General features: G+C 38.6%; 18 protein-coding genes. 10 read left to right on the plus strand and 8 right to left on the minus strand.

Annotated features, from left to right (window positions below; genetic code table 11):
• Positions 1-60: 60 nt before the first annotated feature.
• Positions 61-810 carry an acyl-CoA desaturase gene (locus QZT73_RS06195; RefSeq protein ID WP_291781817.1) on the minus strand — a complete coding sequence of 250 codons (750 nt, stop codon included), beginning with the start codon at positions 808-810 and terminating at the stop codon, positions 61-63.
• A gap of 156 nt (positions 811-966) precedes the next feature.
• On the opposite strand from QZT73_RS06195, the gene QZT73_RS06200 reads away from it, so the two are divergent.
• Positions 967-1,335 (plus strand): phage holin family protein, encoded by a 369-nt coding sequence (locus tag QZT73_RS06200; RefSeq protein WP_291781814.1) that lies wholly within the window; start codon positions 967-969, stop codon positions 1,333-1,335.
• Between the two features lie 7 nt (positions 1,336-1,342).
• On the opposite strand, the gene QZT73_RS06205 is transcribed toward QZT73_RS06200, so the two are convergent.
• Positions 1,343-1,765: an ATP-binding protein gene (locus tag QZT73_RS06205; RefSeq protein ID WP_291787197.1), complete on the minus strand. Its 423-nt coding sequence runs from the start codon at positions 1,763-1,765 to the stop codon at positions 1,343-1,345.
• Positions 1,766-1,891: 126 nt separating this feature from the next.
• Between QZT73_RS06205 and QZT73_RS06210 the strand changes: the two genes are divergently transcribed.
• The 7 genes from QZT73_RS06210 (at position 1,892) to QZT73_RS06240 (ending at position 7,606) form a co-directional block, all read left to right on the plus strand.
• Positions 1,892-2,452 carry a hypothetical protein gene (locus QZT73_RS06210; RefSeq protein WP_291787200.1) on the plus strand — a complete coding sequence of 187 codons (561 nt, stop codon included), beginning with the start codon at positions 1,892-1,894 and terminating at the stop codon, positions 2,450-2,452.
• A 76-nt stretch (positions 2,453-2,528) separates the two neighbouring features.
• On the plus strand, positions 2,529-3,431 hold the full coding sequence (locus tag QZT73_RS06215) for a histone deacetylase (RefSeq protein ID WP_291781695.1): 903 nt from the start codon (positions 2,529-2,531) through the stop codon (positions 3,429-3,431).
• A gap of 4 nt (positions 3,432-3,435) precedes the next feature.
• The gene (locus QZT73_RS06220; RefSeq protein WP_291781693.1) at positions 3,436-3,672 is read left to right on the plus strand and encodes a hypothetical protein; all 237 of its coding nucleotides are present in this window, start codon (positions 3,436-3,438) and stop codon (positions 3,670-3,672) included.
• A gap of 88 nt (positions 3,673-3,760) precedes the next feature.
• Positions 3,761-4,363 carry an OmpH family outer membrane protein gene (locus QZT73_RS06225; RefSeq protein WP_291781691.1) on the plus strand — a complete coding sequence of 201 codons (603 nt, stop codon included), beginning with the start codon at positions 3,761-3,763 and terminating at the stop codon, positions 4,361-4,363.
• A gap of 101 nt (positions 4,364-4,464) precedes the next feature.
• On the plus strand, positions 4,465-5,436 hold the full coding sequence (locus tag QZT73_RS06230; RefSeq protein WP_291781688.1) for a deoxyhypusine synthase family protein: 972 nt from the start codon (positions 4,465-4,467) through the stop codon (positions 5,434-5,436).
• 13 nt (positions 5,437-5,449) lie between these two features.
• Positions 5,450-7,207 (plus strand): OmpA family protein, encoded by a 1,758-nt coding sequence (locus QZT73_RS06235; protein WP_291787202.1) that lies wholly within the window; start codon positions 5,450-5,452, stop codon positions 7,205-7,207.
• A 180-nt stretch (positions 7,208-7,387) separates the two neighbouring features.
• Entirely contained in the window at positions 7,388-7,606 is a 219-nt protein-coding gene (locus tag QZT73_RS06240; protein ID WP_291780963.1) for a hypothetical protein, read from the plus strand.
• A 70-nt stretch (positions 7,607-7,676) separates the two neighbouring features.
• Here the strand turns inward: QZT73_RS06240 and QZT73_RS06245 are convergent, their stop codons facing one another.
• The 3 genes from QZT73_RS06245 to QZT73_RS06255 form a co-directional block, all read right to left on the minus strand.
• Positions 7,677-9,557, minus strand: a complete 1,881-nt coding sequence (locus tag QZT73_RS06245; RefSeq protein ID WP_291787206.1) for a CocE/NonD family hydrolase — start codon at positions 9,555-9,557, stop codon at positions 7,677-7,679.
• Positions 9,558-9,707: 150 nt separating this feature from the next.
• Positions 9,708-10,331: a hypothetical protein gene (locus QZT73_RS06250; RefSeq protein WP_291787208.1), complete on the minus strand. Its 624-nt coding sequence runs from the start codon at positions 10,329-10,331 to the stop codon at positions 9,708-9,710.
• Positions 10,332-10,398: 67 nt separating this feature from the next.
• A complete protein-coding gene (locus QZT73_RS06255; RefSeq protein WP_291787211.1) occupies positions 10,399-11,112 on the minus strand; it encodes a hypothetical protein in 714 nt (237 codons plus the stop codon).
• A 68-nt stretch (positions 11,113-11,180) separates the two neighbouring features.
• Here QZT73_RS06255 and QZT73_RS06260 point away from each other — a divergent pair, with 68 nt between their 5' ends.
• Both QZT73_RS06260 and QZT73_RS06265 read left to right on the plus strand, forming a co-directional pair.
• A complete protein-coding gene (locus QZT73_RS06260; RefSeq protein WP_291784797.1) occupies positions 11,181-11,708 on the plus strand; it encodes a HEAT repeat domain-containing protein in 528 nt (175 codons plus the stop codon).
• 38 nt (positions 11,709-11,746) lie between these two features.
• Positions 11,747-12,364, plus strand: coding sequence for a hypothetical protein (locus QZT73_RS06265; RefSeq protein WP_291784795.1), 618 nt, complete (start codon positions 11,747-11,749; stop codon positions 12,362-12,364).
• Positions 12,365-12,377: 13 nt separating this feature from the next.
• Here QZT73_RS06265 and hrpB read toward each other — a convergent pair whose 3' ends face one another.
• The 3 genes from hrpB to QZT73_RS06280 form a co-directional block, all read right to left on the minus strand.
• Positions 12,378-14,861 carry an ATP-dependent helicase HrpB gene (gene hrpB / locus QZT73_RS06270; protein WP_291787214.1) on the minus strand — a complete coding sequence of 828 codons (2,484 nt, stop codon included), beginning with the start codon at positions 14,859-14,861 and terminating at the stop codon, positions 12,378-12,380.
• A gap of 96 nt (positions 14,862-14,957) precedes the next feature.
• Entirely contained in the window at positions 14,958-16,106 is a 1,149-nt protein-coding gene (locus QZT73_RS06275) for a Gfo/Idh/MocA family oxidoreductase (protein ID WP_291784791.1), read from the minus strand.
• A 207-nt stretch (positions 16,107-16,313) separates the two neighbouring features.
• Positions 16,314-16,877, minus strand: coding sequence for a hypothetical protein (locus QZT73_RS06280; RefSeq protein WP_291784789.1), 564 nt, complete (start codon positions 16,875-16,877; stop codon positions 16,314-16,316).
• Between the last annotated feature and the right edge of the window lie 84 nt (positions 16,878-16,961).

Below are 16,961 nucleotides of genomic sequence, written 5' to 3' on the forward strand. Positions count from 1 at the left end.
AGATAAAAAATTTAAAAAAAAAAGGCCTGCAGATGCAGGCCTTTTTTTTTTATTGGTTATCTAACTGGTTCGCATTTTTATGATTCCAGTTGCGTGAAGGAGTTTGACTATGGGATAGGTGGGGTCAAATTCATACCATTTGACTGCAAAATTTGGCCTATTTGGTAATTTATGGTGATTATTCTGAAACAGTTCACCCAACATTAACACGTCTAAAAGAAGGCTGTTTTTGGATTTGTCATTGTTATCAAAATTCGCATATCCATATTTATGGCCTGACCAATTGACAATGGCACCATGAACAGGCCCCATCATAAAGTGTATAGGTAATAAGAAATACATCCACCAATGTGTGCCTGCCAACTCAAACACAGAAATGCTCAAAATATAAACTAAAACATAAAAAATGCCCCAACCAAAGCGAGAGGCCATAGAGTCGGCCAACAAATCGAACTTATTCCAATCGGGAACATCCTTGGAGAACCTTTTCTCAGGTTTTAATTTAAATGTGAAATAATCATTATAAATGTTTTTGGTTTTCCACATCATGGTAAAAAGATTTTCCGTGTGATGTGGACTGTGGGGATCTTTTGGTGTATCACTGTAAGCATGGTGCATTCGGTGCAGAATTGCATATGCCCTGGGGGAGAGATAGGAACTCCCCTGACAGATCCATGTAAAAACATAGAAGAACCTTTCCCAGAATTTTGTCATTGAAAACATTTGATGCGCCGCATACCTGTGTAGAAAGAAACTTTGGCAAAACAAGGAGAAATACCAATGCAACAAGAAGAAGATAATTAAAATCACTGTAATTAATTTAAAATAAGTAATAGGACAAAGATAATGGTAGAACCACAATATTTAAACCACAGGTAGGAAATATCTGTTCAAATTATTACGATTTTGGCCTTTAGCTTTTATATTTGGTATGTCATTTCGAGAAAAAAACAAAAATATATTTTTATGAGCAAATCCAGCGAAGCTTTGAATATCCTTTTACAACTGTTACTGGCTGCTGTAGCAGTTTTGATTGCCCAGTACATAATACCCGGGGTGCATGTGGAATCATTTTTAACGGCACTGGTTATAGCAGCACTGATTGCCTTGTTGAATATTACAGTAAAACCCCTGTTAATTCTTCTTACAATCCCTATAACGGTTCTTACATTAGGGTTATTTTTATTGGCTATAAATGCCATCCTGATTTTGATAGCTGCTGCTATCGTCCCAGGTTTTTCTGTAGATGGTTTTTGGTGGGCCTTATTATTTGGCCTGGTTCTTGGCCTTGTCAATTCCCTTTTGGGTGTTTCTTTGGGGGAAAACCGGCGCTAAGAAAAATCTATATGGGTTTGGTCATATCTGCAATACGCTGATATGGCAGAAGCTTACCATCATGTCCCCTGAAAGCATGTTGCTTTGTGGATTTTGATACATTTACTACAAGAATGTATATTTCCTCTTCCAACTCCTGATCTCCTAGATAATCGATTTCGAATATTTCATATGTACAATGTACAGGAGGCACGCAATATTCCCTGTTCGCTTTGTTGATCATGTACATTTCCTCTTCCGGGTCAATACCCATGATTTTTTTATTGTCAGATACCCCCACTAAAATCTTTCCTCCTTGGGTATTTGCAAATGCCACCAAAGTTTTGGCAATTCTTGGGCTTTTGTTGATACTTTGCTTAAAATCCAGCTGTTCACCCTCTTCAGATTTCAAAAATTGATGAATTAGCTCCATATTTTTTTTTATTTCCATCTTTTGACTATATTAATTAATTGAATGTGAGTTAATTCTATATGTTTTTGTTAAACAGGATTAAATTTCTGTTTTCAAATTAAATAATTGTAATGTATGTTAGCTTGGTCAATATTTTAATAGTGTATGAAATATCCTAACGAAGGATTTATTCCTGATGTCATCGAATCCTTGAAAAAAGAACTTCAGGTCACGGGGAAAATGTTTAAAATCGCTCCTTCAGAAGAAAATTCCGATGAATTTGTGAATTTTTTCTTTATCGGTATGTATGAAGGCCGGGAAGTGATCTATGATGCGGCCTTATATACATTGCGACTGCATCATTCTTCTGAAGTTTATGAACTGGCAGAGCATGAGGCGGCCAAAAAATTTCCCAACTTTAAGGCCATCGATTACGAAGAGGACGAGGAGGGCAACCTAAAGCCATTGACAAGTCAAGAAGAAGAAATTGGCTGGTTCATTACCGAGATTATCATGGAAATTGAAGAGGAGGAAACTGTCAAGGTGCAGGAGTTCATTGATGTAGACACCAATCACGATTATGGGGTTGGATTGGATGCCGCATTGAACGTAGAATACATCGATGAAAAGGTTATTTCAAAATTTGTCAAAGATTTTAATGAAGATACTTTGATTTTGGATGATACCTTATACAGTTTTCAATCCGAGGAAGAAGAGGATGTATAAATCAATGTATACCTTTTAGTAAGCTTAATAACAAATTTTATATTGGCTTGTTACTTCAACAAGCCTTTTTTATGCCATGTTAAAAATTGCCTGGTCTCCCAAGTATGCGCATCCATTACCAGAAGGACATAGGTTTCCTATGGAAAAATACAACCTTTTGCCCGAGCAGTTACTTTATGAAGGAACGGTTTCCAACAGCAATTTCTTTTCTCCTGAGGCCCTTTCAAGAGAATGGATCCTCAATACCCATAAATCGGAGTATGTGAAAAAATTGGAAAACCTTGCCCTCAGTAAATCTGAAATAAGAAAAACAGGGTTTCCTCTAAGTATGGAACTTGTGGAACGTGAAATACATATTATGCATGGCTCAGTGCAGGCTTCACTTTATGCATTGGAATATGGAATAGCAATGAATATTGCGGGGGGTACACATCATGCCTTTTCTGATAGGGGAGAAGGCTTTTGCTTGCTCAATGATATTGCTATTTCAGCCAATTACCTTTTGGGAAATAATCTGGTGCAAAAAGTATTGGTGGTAGATTTGGATGTTCATCAAGGAAACGGTACTGCAGAAATCTTTAGATCAGAAAGCAGGGTATTTACATTTAGCATGCATGGAGCCTCCAACTATCCTATGCATAAGGAAAAGTCCGATTTGGACATTGGCTTGCAGGATCAAATTGACGATGAGGCTTACCTTGCACTTTTAGATGTGCATCTGGAACCACTTATGGACAAAGTAGAACCCGACTTCATTATTTACCAATCTGGGGTAGATGTATTGCAATCTGATAAATTGGGCCGTTTGGGCTTAAGTATTCAAGGTTGTAAAGAAAGGGATAAAAAGGTACTGGATACTGCAAAACGGCATCAAATACCCATTATGTGCTGTATGGGGGGTGGATATTCCCACAAAATCAGCCAAATTATAGAGGCGCACGCCAATACTTACCGTTTAGCACAGGACATATATTTCTGAAACTATGGATAAAAAATTAAGAAAGAAGTGGCTTGTTTACGCTGTTTCTGGAATTCTTTTGATTGGCTTTGGGCTCAGTCTTTTGGGTGAGTCCATCATTCTCAAAATCACTGAAAATTCCTTTTTACACTGGTTTGGATTGGGAACCATGGCCTTGGCGGTAATTTTTGCAGGTTTATCGTTTTTTGGTCAGGCAGTCGTATTCAAAGGGCAAATCGACCAAGACAAGAAAAGAGATTAACTGAAATTAACATTTGGAAATCTGCTTAAAATTTGTGGTTTCGATACTTTGCTTATATTTGCGGCAAGTTAAAAATAAGTCAGATAACGTGAAAAAATTAGCTAAAGTATTAGGTTTTTTAGGTGTTGCAGCATTCACCTTCTCCTCTTGTAACCAAAAAGGCGAAACCGGGAGTACCCAAAGTTCCGAAGATGGAGCTGTTGAAGTAAGTATAACAGACCTGAAAGTGGCCTATGTACTTACTGATTCCGTAATTTCTAAGTTTGATTTTTACATTGAAAAATCGGAAGAAATTACAGAAAAGGGTAGAAAATTTGAAAGCGAATTGGGTAGTAGAGCAAGAGGTTTTGAGCAAGAGGTTGCCAACTTTGAGCAAACTGCAGGTTCCATGACCATGAACCAACAAAGAGCCAAGCAGGAAGAATTGATGAAAAAAGAAAGAAACCTGATGACCTACAGGGATAATCTGATGCAGGAACTTTCTGCAGATGAAGCCAAGCTTTATACCGATGTGTATGATAGGGTTCAGGAATTCCTTACTCAATATGCAGAAGAAAAAGATTTTGAATTGATTTTGTCTTACACAAGAGGGGGGGCCATTTGGTATTCCAAAAAGTCTTTGGATATTACCAATGATGTGATTGAAGGCCTCAATAAGAAGTATTCTGAAATGAAATCAACAGAAAAATAAGCTTTATATAAATATAGTAAGAAAAAGCCCTGTTAATACAGGGCTTTTTTCATGATAGATAAATTAATACTTTTGCTTCTCGTCAATAAAAAGTAAAAGCAATGAAAATTACCGAATTCTTAAAACATAATTACAGACATTTCAATGCTGCTGCCCTGATTGATGCTGCAGAGGGTTATAAAACACATCTGGATAATGAGGGCAAAATGATGATCACCCTAGCAGGTGCCATGTCAACCGCCGAACTGGGAATCTCTCTAGCTGAAATGATCAGACAGGATAAAGTACATATCATTTCCTGTACCGGTGCCAATCTGGAAGAAGATGTATTTAACCTCGTAGCACATAATTATTATGAAAGAATTCCAAATTATAGAGAACTTTCGCCAGAACAGGAACAGGATTTGCTAGACCGACATATGAATAGGGTTACTGATACCTGTATCCCTGAGATGGAGGCGATGAGAAGGATTGAAAATGTCATCCTGGAAGAGTGGGTAAAAGCGGATCAGGCTGGAGAAAGTTTTTTCCCGCATGAATTCTTTTATAAGATACTTCTTTCCGGAAAACTGGATGAATCCTTTCAAATTGACCCTAAAAACTCCTGGTTATTGGAAGCTGCTAAAAAGAACCTTCCGATTATTGTGCCTGGTTGGGAAGATTCCACCTTGGGAAATATGTATGCAGGACATGTCATCTCCGGAGACATCAAAAATGTACATACCGTTAAAAGCGGCATTCAGTACATGATGTTCTTGGCAGAATGGTATACGCAAAATGCTACCGATAATAGTACCGTAGGATTCTTCCAGATAGGAGGGGGTATTGCAGGTGATTTCCCTATTTGTGTGGTACCGATGTTGCATCAGGACCTTCAACGAGATAATGTACCTTTGTGGGGGTATTTCTGTCAGATATCTGATTCGACTACCTCATATGGCTCTTATTCCGGTGCAGTTCCCAATGAGAAAATAACCTGGGGAAAGTTAGGACTTGACACCCCAAAATTTATCATTGAATCAGATGCGACCATCGTAGCACCCCTAGTGTTTGCAATCGTAATGGATCAATGAAATGATTGAAAAAATGACCATTTGGAAAGCAAGCAGCTTATTACTGCTTGCTTTTTCCGTTTTTATGGAAAGTACCGCCCAAAATTTGCGCCCGCTGACCAATATAAATTCGCCTTATAACGAGAGCCATGCAGTACTTTCTCCGTTTGGCCCCTTGTTTTTTTCTGTGGGTTACCACCCTGAAAATACGGGAGGACAAACAGATTCAGGAGATATTTGGATGAGTGAAATGACAGGTAATGGAGACTGGACAAAGCCCCAAAGGGTAAAATCACTCTCTACCACGGGAAATGATGTAGTCATTGGTTTTCCAGACCCGATCACCGTCATGGTTTACCATGATGGGCAGCAAAAATCGCAGGGAATCCACATTTACAACCGGTTTGGAGACAGTTGGAATTACCTCCGGCCCCTCCAAATGGGGAATTTTAAAAATGAAGGCGGGCATTTTAGCGGCAGACTTTCGGAAAACGGTGAAGTAATTATCATGTCAATGAAATCATTTGGCAGCTACGGCAATGAAGATATTTATGTGAGTTTCAAAGAAAATGAAAATTTCTGGTCCTCACCGGTCAATCTTGGTTCAAACATTAATTCTTATGCGCAGGAACAAACGCCTTTTCTTACCGGGGATATGCGCACTTTGTATTTCTCTACCAATGCAAGTGCAGATGGAAGAGGGAAAAATATTTTTTATAGCCAAAGGCTGGATGATTCCTGGCAAAACTGGACAAAGCCGGTAGAAATCAGTTCAGCCAACAGCATTGGTTCAGAGTCTGGGTATGCGAAAATTTTTCCACAGGAAAATATGGCGATCTTTACCACTACCGCCAATTCAGAAGGACTGGGAGATTTTGTACTGATTGACTTTGAAAATATACCTTTGGTCGAATTGGAAGCTAAATTGGATGACCTGGATTCCATAGAATCTGCAATAGCACCAGAACAGCAAAATAGCTCTAACATCACCCTAAATGAGACAGGCAATCGAAATGAACCGGAAAACTTGGTCTCTATGCAACCAAAATTAGGTCAAACCAAGCTGCCAGAGGAAAAGACTGACCCGTCTAAAGCCGATATAATTCCCTTAACAGAAGAAACAGTAAAAAATCCTTCTTTGTCTGATAACAGTGAAAGCCCTGAGTTGAACACCATTGAAAAAGCCGACTTTCAAAAACTGGATTTACATGAAGTTAAGGTTCTGGATCGTCAGACTGGAGAGGCTATTTCCTACAAGCTTACGGTATCGGACAATAATTCTTTTATAAAAGAATTGAAAACCCAGGAGGAAATGAGAGTGGCTTTTGAAACTTGGGACTGGAAACACATCATGGTTTTAGCCAAAGGCTATTTGCCAGTAGGTCTCAGTCTTGGTGAATGGCAGGAATTAGAAAATGATATCCTTTATTTGGACCCTGCTGACAGCGGGGCAAGTTTGGTTTTAAGAAATATACAGTTTACCCGTGGCACTTCTGAATTCGCAGATAACAGAACTTTACTGGAACTGGACAGGCTGGTCCTTTTTATGAAAGAAAATGAAGACATTACCATCAGATTGGAAGGTCATACAGATAATCTTGGTGATCCCGGGCTGAATAAGGAATTATCCATCAAAAGGGCTTCAAAGATCCGTACCTATTTGGCAATGAAGGGCATTGATTTCGAAAGGATTAGGACTTCAGGCTGGGGAGGTACAAAACCTTTGGCAAATAATAATACCCAAGAAGGTCGCGAAATCAATAGAAGGGTGGAGCTATATATAGAAAGGTAAGTAATTGAACCAGTCCAGAATCCTTTTTTTATCTTTCCTCCCACTTTTAAGAAGGAAAAAAAGATTCTTTATTTTTAAAGTTAAGTTATTATTATCCCCTCCTCTGGTTTGGTAAAAAATTCTTAACATATACAAGGAAATGTATTCCATTATGTTATATTTGTATAACATTTGCGTTATATGGAAACACTCTTTTCATTGCTTTTGATGACCCTGTTTTACGGACTGCTGATTTTGGCTGTATTTCCGGAAAAATACCTTAGGAAGATCAGTCATTTCAATCACCACAAGAATGTTCCCGAGTATCTGAAATTTTCACTTTCTACACCGATATTCTTTTCTTTTTTAATCGGTTATACTTTGGCAGCGACTATGCTTTATTTCTTTATCGGTTTTTAGTTACATAAAAAAATATGCCCTTCGATTTTATCAAAGGGCATAATCAGTTATATTCTGAAAGTAAATCCAATCATTTCCTTACTATAGGTAATGAAATACTACTTGGATACCTGCTGGAATGGTGAATCACATTTGTTGCTACTACCCCTTCCGTTTCATCGTAATTATTTCCTCCCGTATTCATGTTTCGATCAAACCTCGGGAAATTGGATGAAGAAACTTCTATCCTGATGCGATGTCCTTTTTCGAAATAATTGGAAGTAGACATAGGGGTCATATTGACCTCATATACTTTCCCTTTTTCCATGAATACCTCTTTCTCATATCCTTCCCTGTACCTTACACGCTGAATGGTTTCATCAAGGTTATATGCCCTGCCATCTGGGTAAACATCAATTATTTTGATGGTAATATCTGTATCTTTCACATCTGAAGAAAGATAAAGCCTTGACTCGATAAATCCACTTACCTCAATACCTTCCGCTAAAGGCTCAGAGGTGTAAACCAGAATATCTTCTCTTAATTCCATTTCCTGCTGATCAAAAGATCCGCCCTGAACAGCATTTCCAGTACAGCAAACATTCCCACCATAGGAATTAACCGGATCCAAAGGATCATATTTAAAACTATCTGGATTATCCCTTCCAGGTCTTTTTTTCGACAGTACCCCATCTCCTAATCTGGAATTTGCATTGCCCTTACTGTCCAAGAAGAAGGTTTCCATCCTGGCTTCTTTGGGGGGCCAAGTATCGGCACTCTGCCATTTATTGATACCCATTGTAAAATATTGAACCTTCGGCATGGTTTCAAGGATGCCATTGTCCTGGCCTTTCAGCCAATAATCAAACCACTTATAGGTTACTTCCGTATCTGGAAGCCTTGCATCCCCTACACTTCTTTCCCCTACAATGGTATTTTCTGTAGCCCTAAGAAAGGCACAGTGTAGCGTAGGTCCAATGATTAAGAATTGATTATCCTTGGTTTTTTGTTCTTTTGCGTTGGCGATAATATGGTTGTACATGGCAAGATTAGGACTGGAAGCCACATCGTACCAGGACACAAACCAAAAAGCAGGTTTTTCAAAATCCATATCATCATGAAATAAACCTCCTTCAAACCATTTTGGGTCATTTGGTTTTCTAGTGATCATCTCCTCATAAATCCCCATTGGACCATTCGCATTACGGAGAATATCCTGTACGGGTAAATGGGCAAGTCCTTCCGACCAATCAACGCGTGGGTAGCGTGGAGCCATATCATAAAAACGCTGTAACCTTAAAAGATCATTTTGCTCAATTCCAACAGGCAGCTTTGGGGCAAGAGGGTCATGTTGGGTTCCATAAAGCCATGCAGTGAAAAGCATTTGGCCTGCTCCTCCGCGATACCAATTGCCCTGTTCGTAATAATTACCAATTCTACCAACTCCGGCACCAAATCCCTGAGGAACCAGAGCGGTATGAGCAGGGTGGTTCAAAGAGGCCACTGCCATTTGCCATTCAGCGGTAGAAGAGCATCCAATGGTCCCTATCTTCCCATTGCTCCAAGATTGGTTGGACATCCACTCGAAAGCATCGTAGCCATCCGTAAGAGGGACTCCCAAAATATCCCATTCTCCTTCTGAAAAAAATCTGCCCCTTTCATTCTGAACGACGTAGGCATAACCTCTTTTCACTGCTTCTAATGCTGACTGCAAAGTCCTTGTCACCAATTCTCCGTCTCTGTAGGAGTTGAAGTTATAGGGCGTTCTGGAAAATATAATGGGAACAGGCTGATCGGTTTTTGGCCTGTAAATGTCTGTTGCCAGTCTTATCCCATCACGCATGGGCATCATTACCTTTTGGTCGACAATGGCAATTTCTTCAAGCTGTTCCAATACAGTTTTTTCCTGAGCCAAAAGGCTACCGGAAAAAAACAAAAGAAACAGAATAATTGGTAAATACAGTTTTTTCATAGTTTGCGTTTATATTCTTATGGAATGAATATAAAATTAAAAAATCAAATTTCTATCCTCATTTATTCGAATGGAATTTTTCACCCTCTTTTTAGGTGCTAAGGCGATTTAAAAAAATAACTACGAAAAAATGCTACGTTACAAGAGGAATTAATTTGATCTAAAATTGAACGTATTATTTAACTTTTCACCAATGGGTGTTCTGTTGGCGCGCCTTTTTGCTCTTTTTTTCTTTCTCCACTTTTTATCCTGTTCCTTACTTTTTACCAGAACAGTCCGTACTGAAATTCCCACTTGTCCTCTGAAAAATTCTTCCCTGCCTGCAAGGTTGATATTGGGCTTGTAATCTAAGGAAACTACTGTATTGGCCACTGTCAATTCTATTCCACCAATAAAATCCATACCCATGGTGGCATTGCCATAGGTATGGATAATCTCTTTGGTTTCTCTTTGTTTGACAAAACTTTCCTCCCTTCCAAAGGAAACTCCTGCTCCATAATAATAGTTGAATCTTTTTGATATGATTGGCCTATGATTCGCCATAAGAATGTGTGCCGTAGTGTTTTTGTTGAAATCACTTTGAATAATCCCTTCTACCGTCAAACGTTGGATAATCCGTTGTCTGGCTGTAATCCCAACCGTCCTACTGACATCATTACTTCCCAAGCGCAGTCCAACAGCAGTAGCATAACGCTGTGCCCAAGACATTTGCACCAACACAATTGACTGTAAGAAAACAAGGCCCACAACCTTAAAAATAATGGGTAATCTCATGAAAAGGTTAATTTAAATTTTTAAGAAATCGAATGAACTGACCCCTGTTCAATTATTGTACCAAATATTACCAATCTTCGGAATCCTCTTCGTCTGATTGGATGTTTTTTCCATCCATGAAGGACTGAAACAGGTATTTACCCTGTTCCATGATAAACAGTTCATTCTTCTCAACAAATTCTTTTACGGAATATAGCATTTCCAAAGTAGGGGAGCCTACGTGTTTGGGTATTTTAAAAATTCTTGGATCTTTTTTGTTCAAATTCAAACTTTCATTTTCACCGAAAAGGTAAGGGATGAGCGTTTCAGAACAGCTCAATCCAATTTGATCCACTGCATAATTTTCCAAATGTTGATTTACTCTTTTGGTAATATCCTGAAAAAACTCCAAAGTAGCATGTAATCTTATTCTAGAACCAGCCCTGGATTTTCCTTTTGTTTTTAGATATTTTACCTGGCTCTTTCCTTGCTTTTTTCGCACCATATAAGCTCTGAATACTTTGTGATGCAGTAAATCTCTATTTTGCACAAATCCCACCGATCCTATACCTGATCGAATAAGTATAAGAAGATAGTTGCTGAATTCCTCTAAAGCCAGTTCATTTTTTTGGATATCAAACTTTAATTGGGTGGATAATCTGATTGAAAATAATGGCTCATCTAAATCATTCAAAAATTTTATTTTCCTCTTTTTGGGAAAATAGGTAAAATCCAACCCTTTGCTTTTCAAAAAGTTGAAAAATGAAACAGTCCATTCATCATCTAATATTTGAAAATCCATCAATCTTTTCTACTAAATAATTTAATTTGGACTTATTTTTGTTCAAATATAGCAACTTCAAAGAAACCATGTCTGAAGAAATCAACAACCTTTTTCTGAAACTTTGTGATAAGGATGAATCCGATGCCTATCTATTTGCTGATAAATTGGCGAAGATCAACTCAGAAGAGGTAATGCAAAGGCTTCTTGATATTCTCAAAGACAACGATATAGAGAATTCCTACCTGGCTGCAAGGGCTTTAAGCAAGATGGAAAGGAGACAAGAAGCACTGGATATACTTTTGGAGGTTATACATGATAAAAAAAACCAACATCATAATGGTGGTCTGGTAGAAATGTTGGAAAACTTTGATTTATCTGAAAAATTTGTCGATATTTTTAGGATTTATCTTTTCGGAAATTTCAAGGCTTCTCTCTTGGCCAAGAGTTTTTTGGACACAGAGGAATTCAATATCAGCCCAAGAATCCTAAGAAAAGCTGAAAAACATTGGAATCATTTCAGTCATAACAGCAACCCAAATGAAGGAGACTTTCAGGTAAAATCAATTGAAGCTCAAGAGATTATAAATGAAATAAAAGAGATTTTGGCTGAGTAAAAAGCAACTTTATTGATTCTTTTTAAGTTAAAAAAGATATGGAATTTAAAAATGTCATCTTACTCCATGAGGATTTCCTGGCTGATTTTGGATTCAGTTTGGACAACCGCTCCCTGTATTACGTCAAGAAAACTCTTCAGGGCAGGCAGATGGTGTTTTTTCATCATACCCAACACGAGGAAGTTTCCTACCTCGAGTATCATCTTGGAATCAGAATAGAAAAAGTAGAGCAAATTGTGCATCGTTTTTTACCTTCCTTAGGCGATTACAAAGAAAGAAGCATTTCTTTGGTAGAAACTATGGATAATATCGATGATAAAATGCCCAGAAGATTTTTAGTTGAGAATGACCTGGAAATTGATCAAGTGATCCGAATGGTGGAGGAGTTTCTCGTTAAAAAAGGATTTAAATTTTTAGATAAATATGCTTCCGGAAAAGCATTGGAAAAATATTTTAATGAGGATCCATCAAGCCCTATTGTTACTCAAAATTTCACATACAAATCCGCAAGGGGCATTACGCTCTGTAAGCTTTTCAATCCTGAAAATTACGAGAAGACCAAAAAACTGTATCTTAATATGTTGAATGAAAAGCAAGTAACCCCATTCACCTTGGCCAGTTTTATCAATTTATTGGATTACTTGGAAAATCTGTAATAACGATTTTATATCATCTATTCTTGGGTACACCGCGAATGGCTTGTGCTTCCAAAGGATTTTCTGGCCAAGCATGCTTGGGATATCTTCTTTTCAAATCCTTTTTCACCTCAAAATAAGTTTTTTGCCAAAAACTTCTCAAGTCGGAAGTCACCTGAACGGGCTTAAATCCTGGTGAAAGCAGATGCAATAGGAGTGGAGTCTTTCCAGCATTGATCCTCGGAGTTTCAAGCATCCCAAAAATTTCCTGCAACCTTACCGCCAAAACAGGTACTTCTCCATCTTTGCCATAATTGACTTTAATCGCTGTACCACTTGGCACCTTTATCCTTTCTGGCGCCAGGCTATCCAATACTTCTTGTTGCCCATAATTAAGTTGATGAAATAAAATTGACTTTAAGTCAAGTTTATTTAGATCTTCATTTTTCTTTACTTGTTGGACATATGGGCCAAGCCAGGTTTCATTTTGTTGCAATAAGAAAGGGATATGATAATCAGGCCAATCCTCGTCTTGGTTCCAAATCCTCAGGCTGCATACCCTGTTACAAAATTGAATTACCTCTTCTGAAAAGTTCAAAAGCTTTTCCCCTTGAGAGCGGATAGCATGGCTTATAGCTTTTAATTTCTCTTCGTCAGAAAATTCCGATAATGGTTCAGATCTTAGCACAATTCCTCCTATGGACAAGGTTTTTTGGGCAATTAAGCCACCTTTTTTCAGATCCCATTGTATAACTCTTTTTTCCTTGAGAAAAGGAACCAGGTCCTTGGGATTCATGGGAGAAGCCATGAAAATTTTACCCACATTGTCTCTTTCATCGATATGGGATATGGCCAACCAAGATTCATTGGCCAAATCATCCTTATGAGAAAACATGGCCAATCTACCATTTGCCAGTTGGAACCTGGCATTATTCCCAGGTTTGGAACAAGCTATCCTCTCCGGGTAAGCTGAGGCTATCAGGAGGCCTGTTTCGAAAGGATCAAAGGGGTTGTTATCCGGTTCTGAATCAAATAATTTCCTGAATTGTTTGGCTGCTTTTTCGATCTTTTGGAGACCTTTGATGGATAAAGATTCCTTTCTTGCCCTTCTCAAGGCTTCAAGCCGCAGGTTAATATCCACTCCTGCATCAGTTCCCAAAGGATCTTTTTCTTCAAGCAAAGCCGCAATGTCGGTGGCAAGCCCCAAGTTGCCATGAGCCTTTGCAGTCAAAAGCATATGCGCTATCCTTGGATGTGCAGGTATGCGATGAACAGCCCGACCATGACCAGTAATTTTCCCTGCTTCCAATGCACCCATTTCTTCCAGCAAGTCCTGGGCCTGTTTGCTGGCTCCTAAAGGCGGAGGAGACAACCAGGTCAATGAAAGTATATCCCTAACACCCCAATTTGCCAAATCCAAAACCAAGGAACTTAGGTCTGCTTCCAATATTTCAGGAACTCTAAATGCCTCTAAATTGGAATGGGTAGCTTTGGACCACAACCGATAACAGGTGCCGGGCCCTAATCTGCCAGCCCTTCCGGCACGTTGATCTGCTGCATCCAAGGTTACCCTCACAGTTTCAAGCCTGTTCATGCCGGACCGGGGATTGAATTTGGATATCCTGCTATATCCTGCATCGATTACAATGGATACCCCTTCAATGGTCAAACTGGTCTCTGCAATTGCCGTCGAAATCACCACTTTTCTTTTCCCTTGTTTATTGGGCCTCAAAGCTTGTTGCTGGGCCATTGCACTGAGTTGACCATAAAGAGGATAAATCAAAAAAGTGGGAAGCCTGGATTTCAAAATTTCCACCGTTTTCCTGATTTCACCTTGCCCGGGTAAAAAAACCAAAATATCACCATTGTGATTTTTGGCAGCTTCAATCACCGCTTTTGCTACAAACTCATGCATGATCCATGGATCGTAATCTCCCTTATAATGAACAGATACCGGATAAATCCTTCCTTCAGTTCGTAGGGTTTTGGCGCCGAGTAAATCGGCGAGCTGAGGCATGTCCAAGGTTGCAGACATGATCAATATTCTTAAATCCGGTCTAAGAAATTCTTGGACTTGCCTACAAAGGGCCATTGCCAAATCAGCATGGATACTCCTTTCGTGAAATTCATCAAAAATTACTAAACCAACTTCTTCCAATGCATTGTCATGCTGCATAATCCTGGTCAGTATTCCTTCGGTAAGTACTTCTAACCTGGTTGTTGAAGACAAAACACTTTCAAATCTGATCCTGTAACCTACAGTCTTTCCAATTTCCTCTCCTAAAAGTTCGGCCATTCTAAATGCAATAGACTTGGCAGCCAATCTTCGTGGTTCTAACATCAGGACTTTTTTCCCTCGCAAGAAAGTTTCTTCCAATAAAGTCAATGGTAATAGGGTACTTTTCCCTGCTCCAGGTGGGGCATGGAGAATCAGGGTATTGTTGGTCTTCAGCAAGGACTGGACTTCTGGGATGGCCTGCACTATTGGCAAGTCGAAGGAAGCATAAGGAAAGCTCAATTGATCTGTTGAAGTTTAGTGGCAAAAATAAAAAAATACCACCACATGACAGTGTTCATGGGTGGTATACAATCAAATTAGTATGAGATCTTGAGATCAAATTTTTACCCAAGCCTGCTTTCTGTGACTTTCAATTATCCGCTCACAGATCAATAACTCTCTGTAACCATCTTCAAAAGTTGGGAAACTTGGTTTATCAGGTTGCTTTCCCTCTCTTACAGCAGCATACACCTCTTTGAACATTTGTTTTGAGGTATCTGGAAAGCCTTCATTGTGACCTCCAGGAAAGCTGATCAGTCCAGCTGCTTCTTTGTGGAAAAGGGAAGGATCCTTCATTAAGTGCTGATTGGCCTTTTCTCTTTTACCTATCCACAATTCGTTTGGCTTTTCTGAACACCATTCAAAATTCGATTTAGAACCTGCTATCTCAATATTTAAGCGATTCTTTCTCCCGGCATTTACCTGAGATACAGTTACAGACCCTTTATTTCCGTTGTCAAAGCGAAGCATTACGGTAGCATGATCTTCCGTATTGATTGGAACTTCTTCATAATCTGATTCCTGAAGCATTTTACCTGAGTAGGTTTCTATTGCTTTGAGTGGCTTAAGTCGGGTTTTGTGTACCGTGGAGAAATCGGCCATCACCTCAGTTACCTGAAGGCCTGTGACATATTCTGTAAGGTCTAAGAGATGGGAACCTATATCGGCAATAGCCCTTGAATCACCTGATTTATCCGGTTCCAATCGCCAGTTGTAATCTGTTTGTAAAAACAACCAGTCCTGAAGGTAGGAACCCATAATGCTATAAATATCACCCAGTTCACCTTTTTCCCTCATGTTCTTCATTTGGCGTACCATGGGGTAATACCTCAAATTAAAATGTACGGCATTGACCAATCCCTTTTCTTTGGCTAAGGAGACCAATTCCTTTGCTTCTTCAATTTTTGTAGCAAGTGGCTTTTCACAAACCACGTGCTTTCCCGCAAGCAATGCTTCCTTTGACTGCGAAAAATGTAAAAAATTTGGAGTACAGATATGTACTACATCAATTGAAGGGTCCCCAAGCATTTCTTCAAAAGTATAGGCTTTTGGGATTCCAAGCGTGGCCGCTTTCTCTTTGGCCAGCTCAATATCGACTTCACAGAGAGCCTTTACTTCAATATTCGGTAATCGCCTCAGTGCTTCCAAGTGGGCTGGTCCTATAAAACCGGTTCCAACAATAGCAGCGTTGATTATTTTTGTCATAGGTATTTTGGTTTGATAAAATGTAAATCGGTGATTAAAGATAGGAGCAACTTTTGAAATTTAAAAGTCAATCCAATAAAGCAGGGTTTAAGTCATTATACTTTTAAAAATAAAAAAACCTGCCTCTATTGAGTGCAGGTTTTTACTTTCATATAAAAAATCAAACGTCAGTCAGAAAAAACAATACTTAATTTTAATTCGGTCTATTTAAAATACATATGCAAAAAGTGCTAAAAAAATACAGGAAATGCCTACTGCTTTAAAAATAATTCCTGTGTAACTGGTAATGTGATGGGTAACTTCAAGCTCATAACTATCAAATGAAACTACTCCTTCTTCGTTTTTATGAAAGAATTCATAAATTTTTGTATCGATCTGAAATTTAGTTGCAATGAGTAAGCACAAAACCGCGATGGCCAAATGGGTTAATATCATCTGAGATCTTGTTAAATTATCTAGAAAAATGAAAGACTGTACCGCATTGGACTGCATGGATAATATCCCTGATTCATCGATCACATCTTTATTTTCAAAATTTAATGTTTCATTGGTTACATAATTATTATCATCATTTGATGTATCTATATAGCCAACAGATTCAATGATAGCAGCCCCATCAGGACTGTAATAACTGATATGCAATAATGAAATAGAGGCAATTACCGCCAAAAGGAAGACCATTGTAAAGGTCATTTTCCATACGTTCTTCAGCGTGTCCATAGGTTCTTTTAGAGTTCGGTCTGTGCTTTCTGCACAATCGAAATAATACATAAAAAAATCATTTTCAAAATTTTTATTATAAAAAAACGTACAAAACAAAATATTCTTCACAAAAGAAATTTTTCTGTATATGAA

It is taken from the genome of Cecembia sp. (genome assembly GCF_007126775.1).
Classification (GTDB): Bacteria; Bacteroidota; Bacteroidia; order Cytophagales; family Cyclobacteriaceae; genus Cecembia.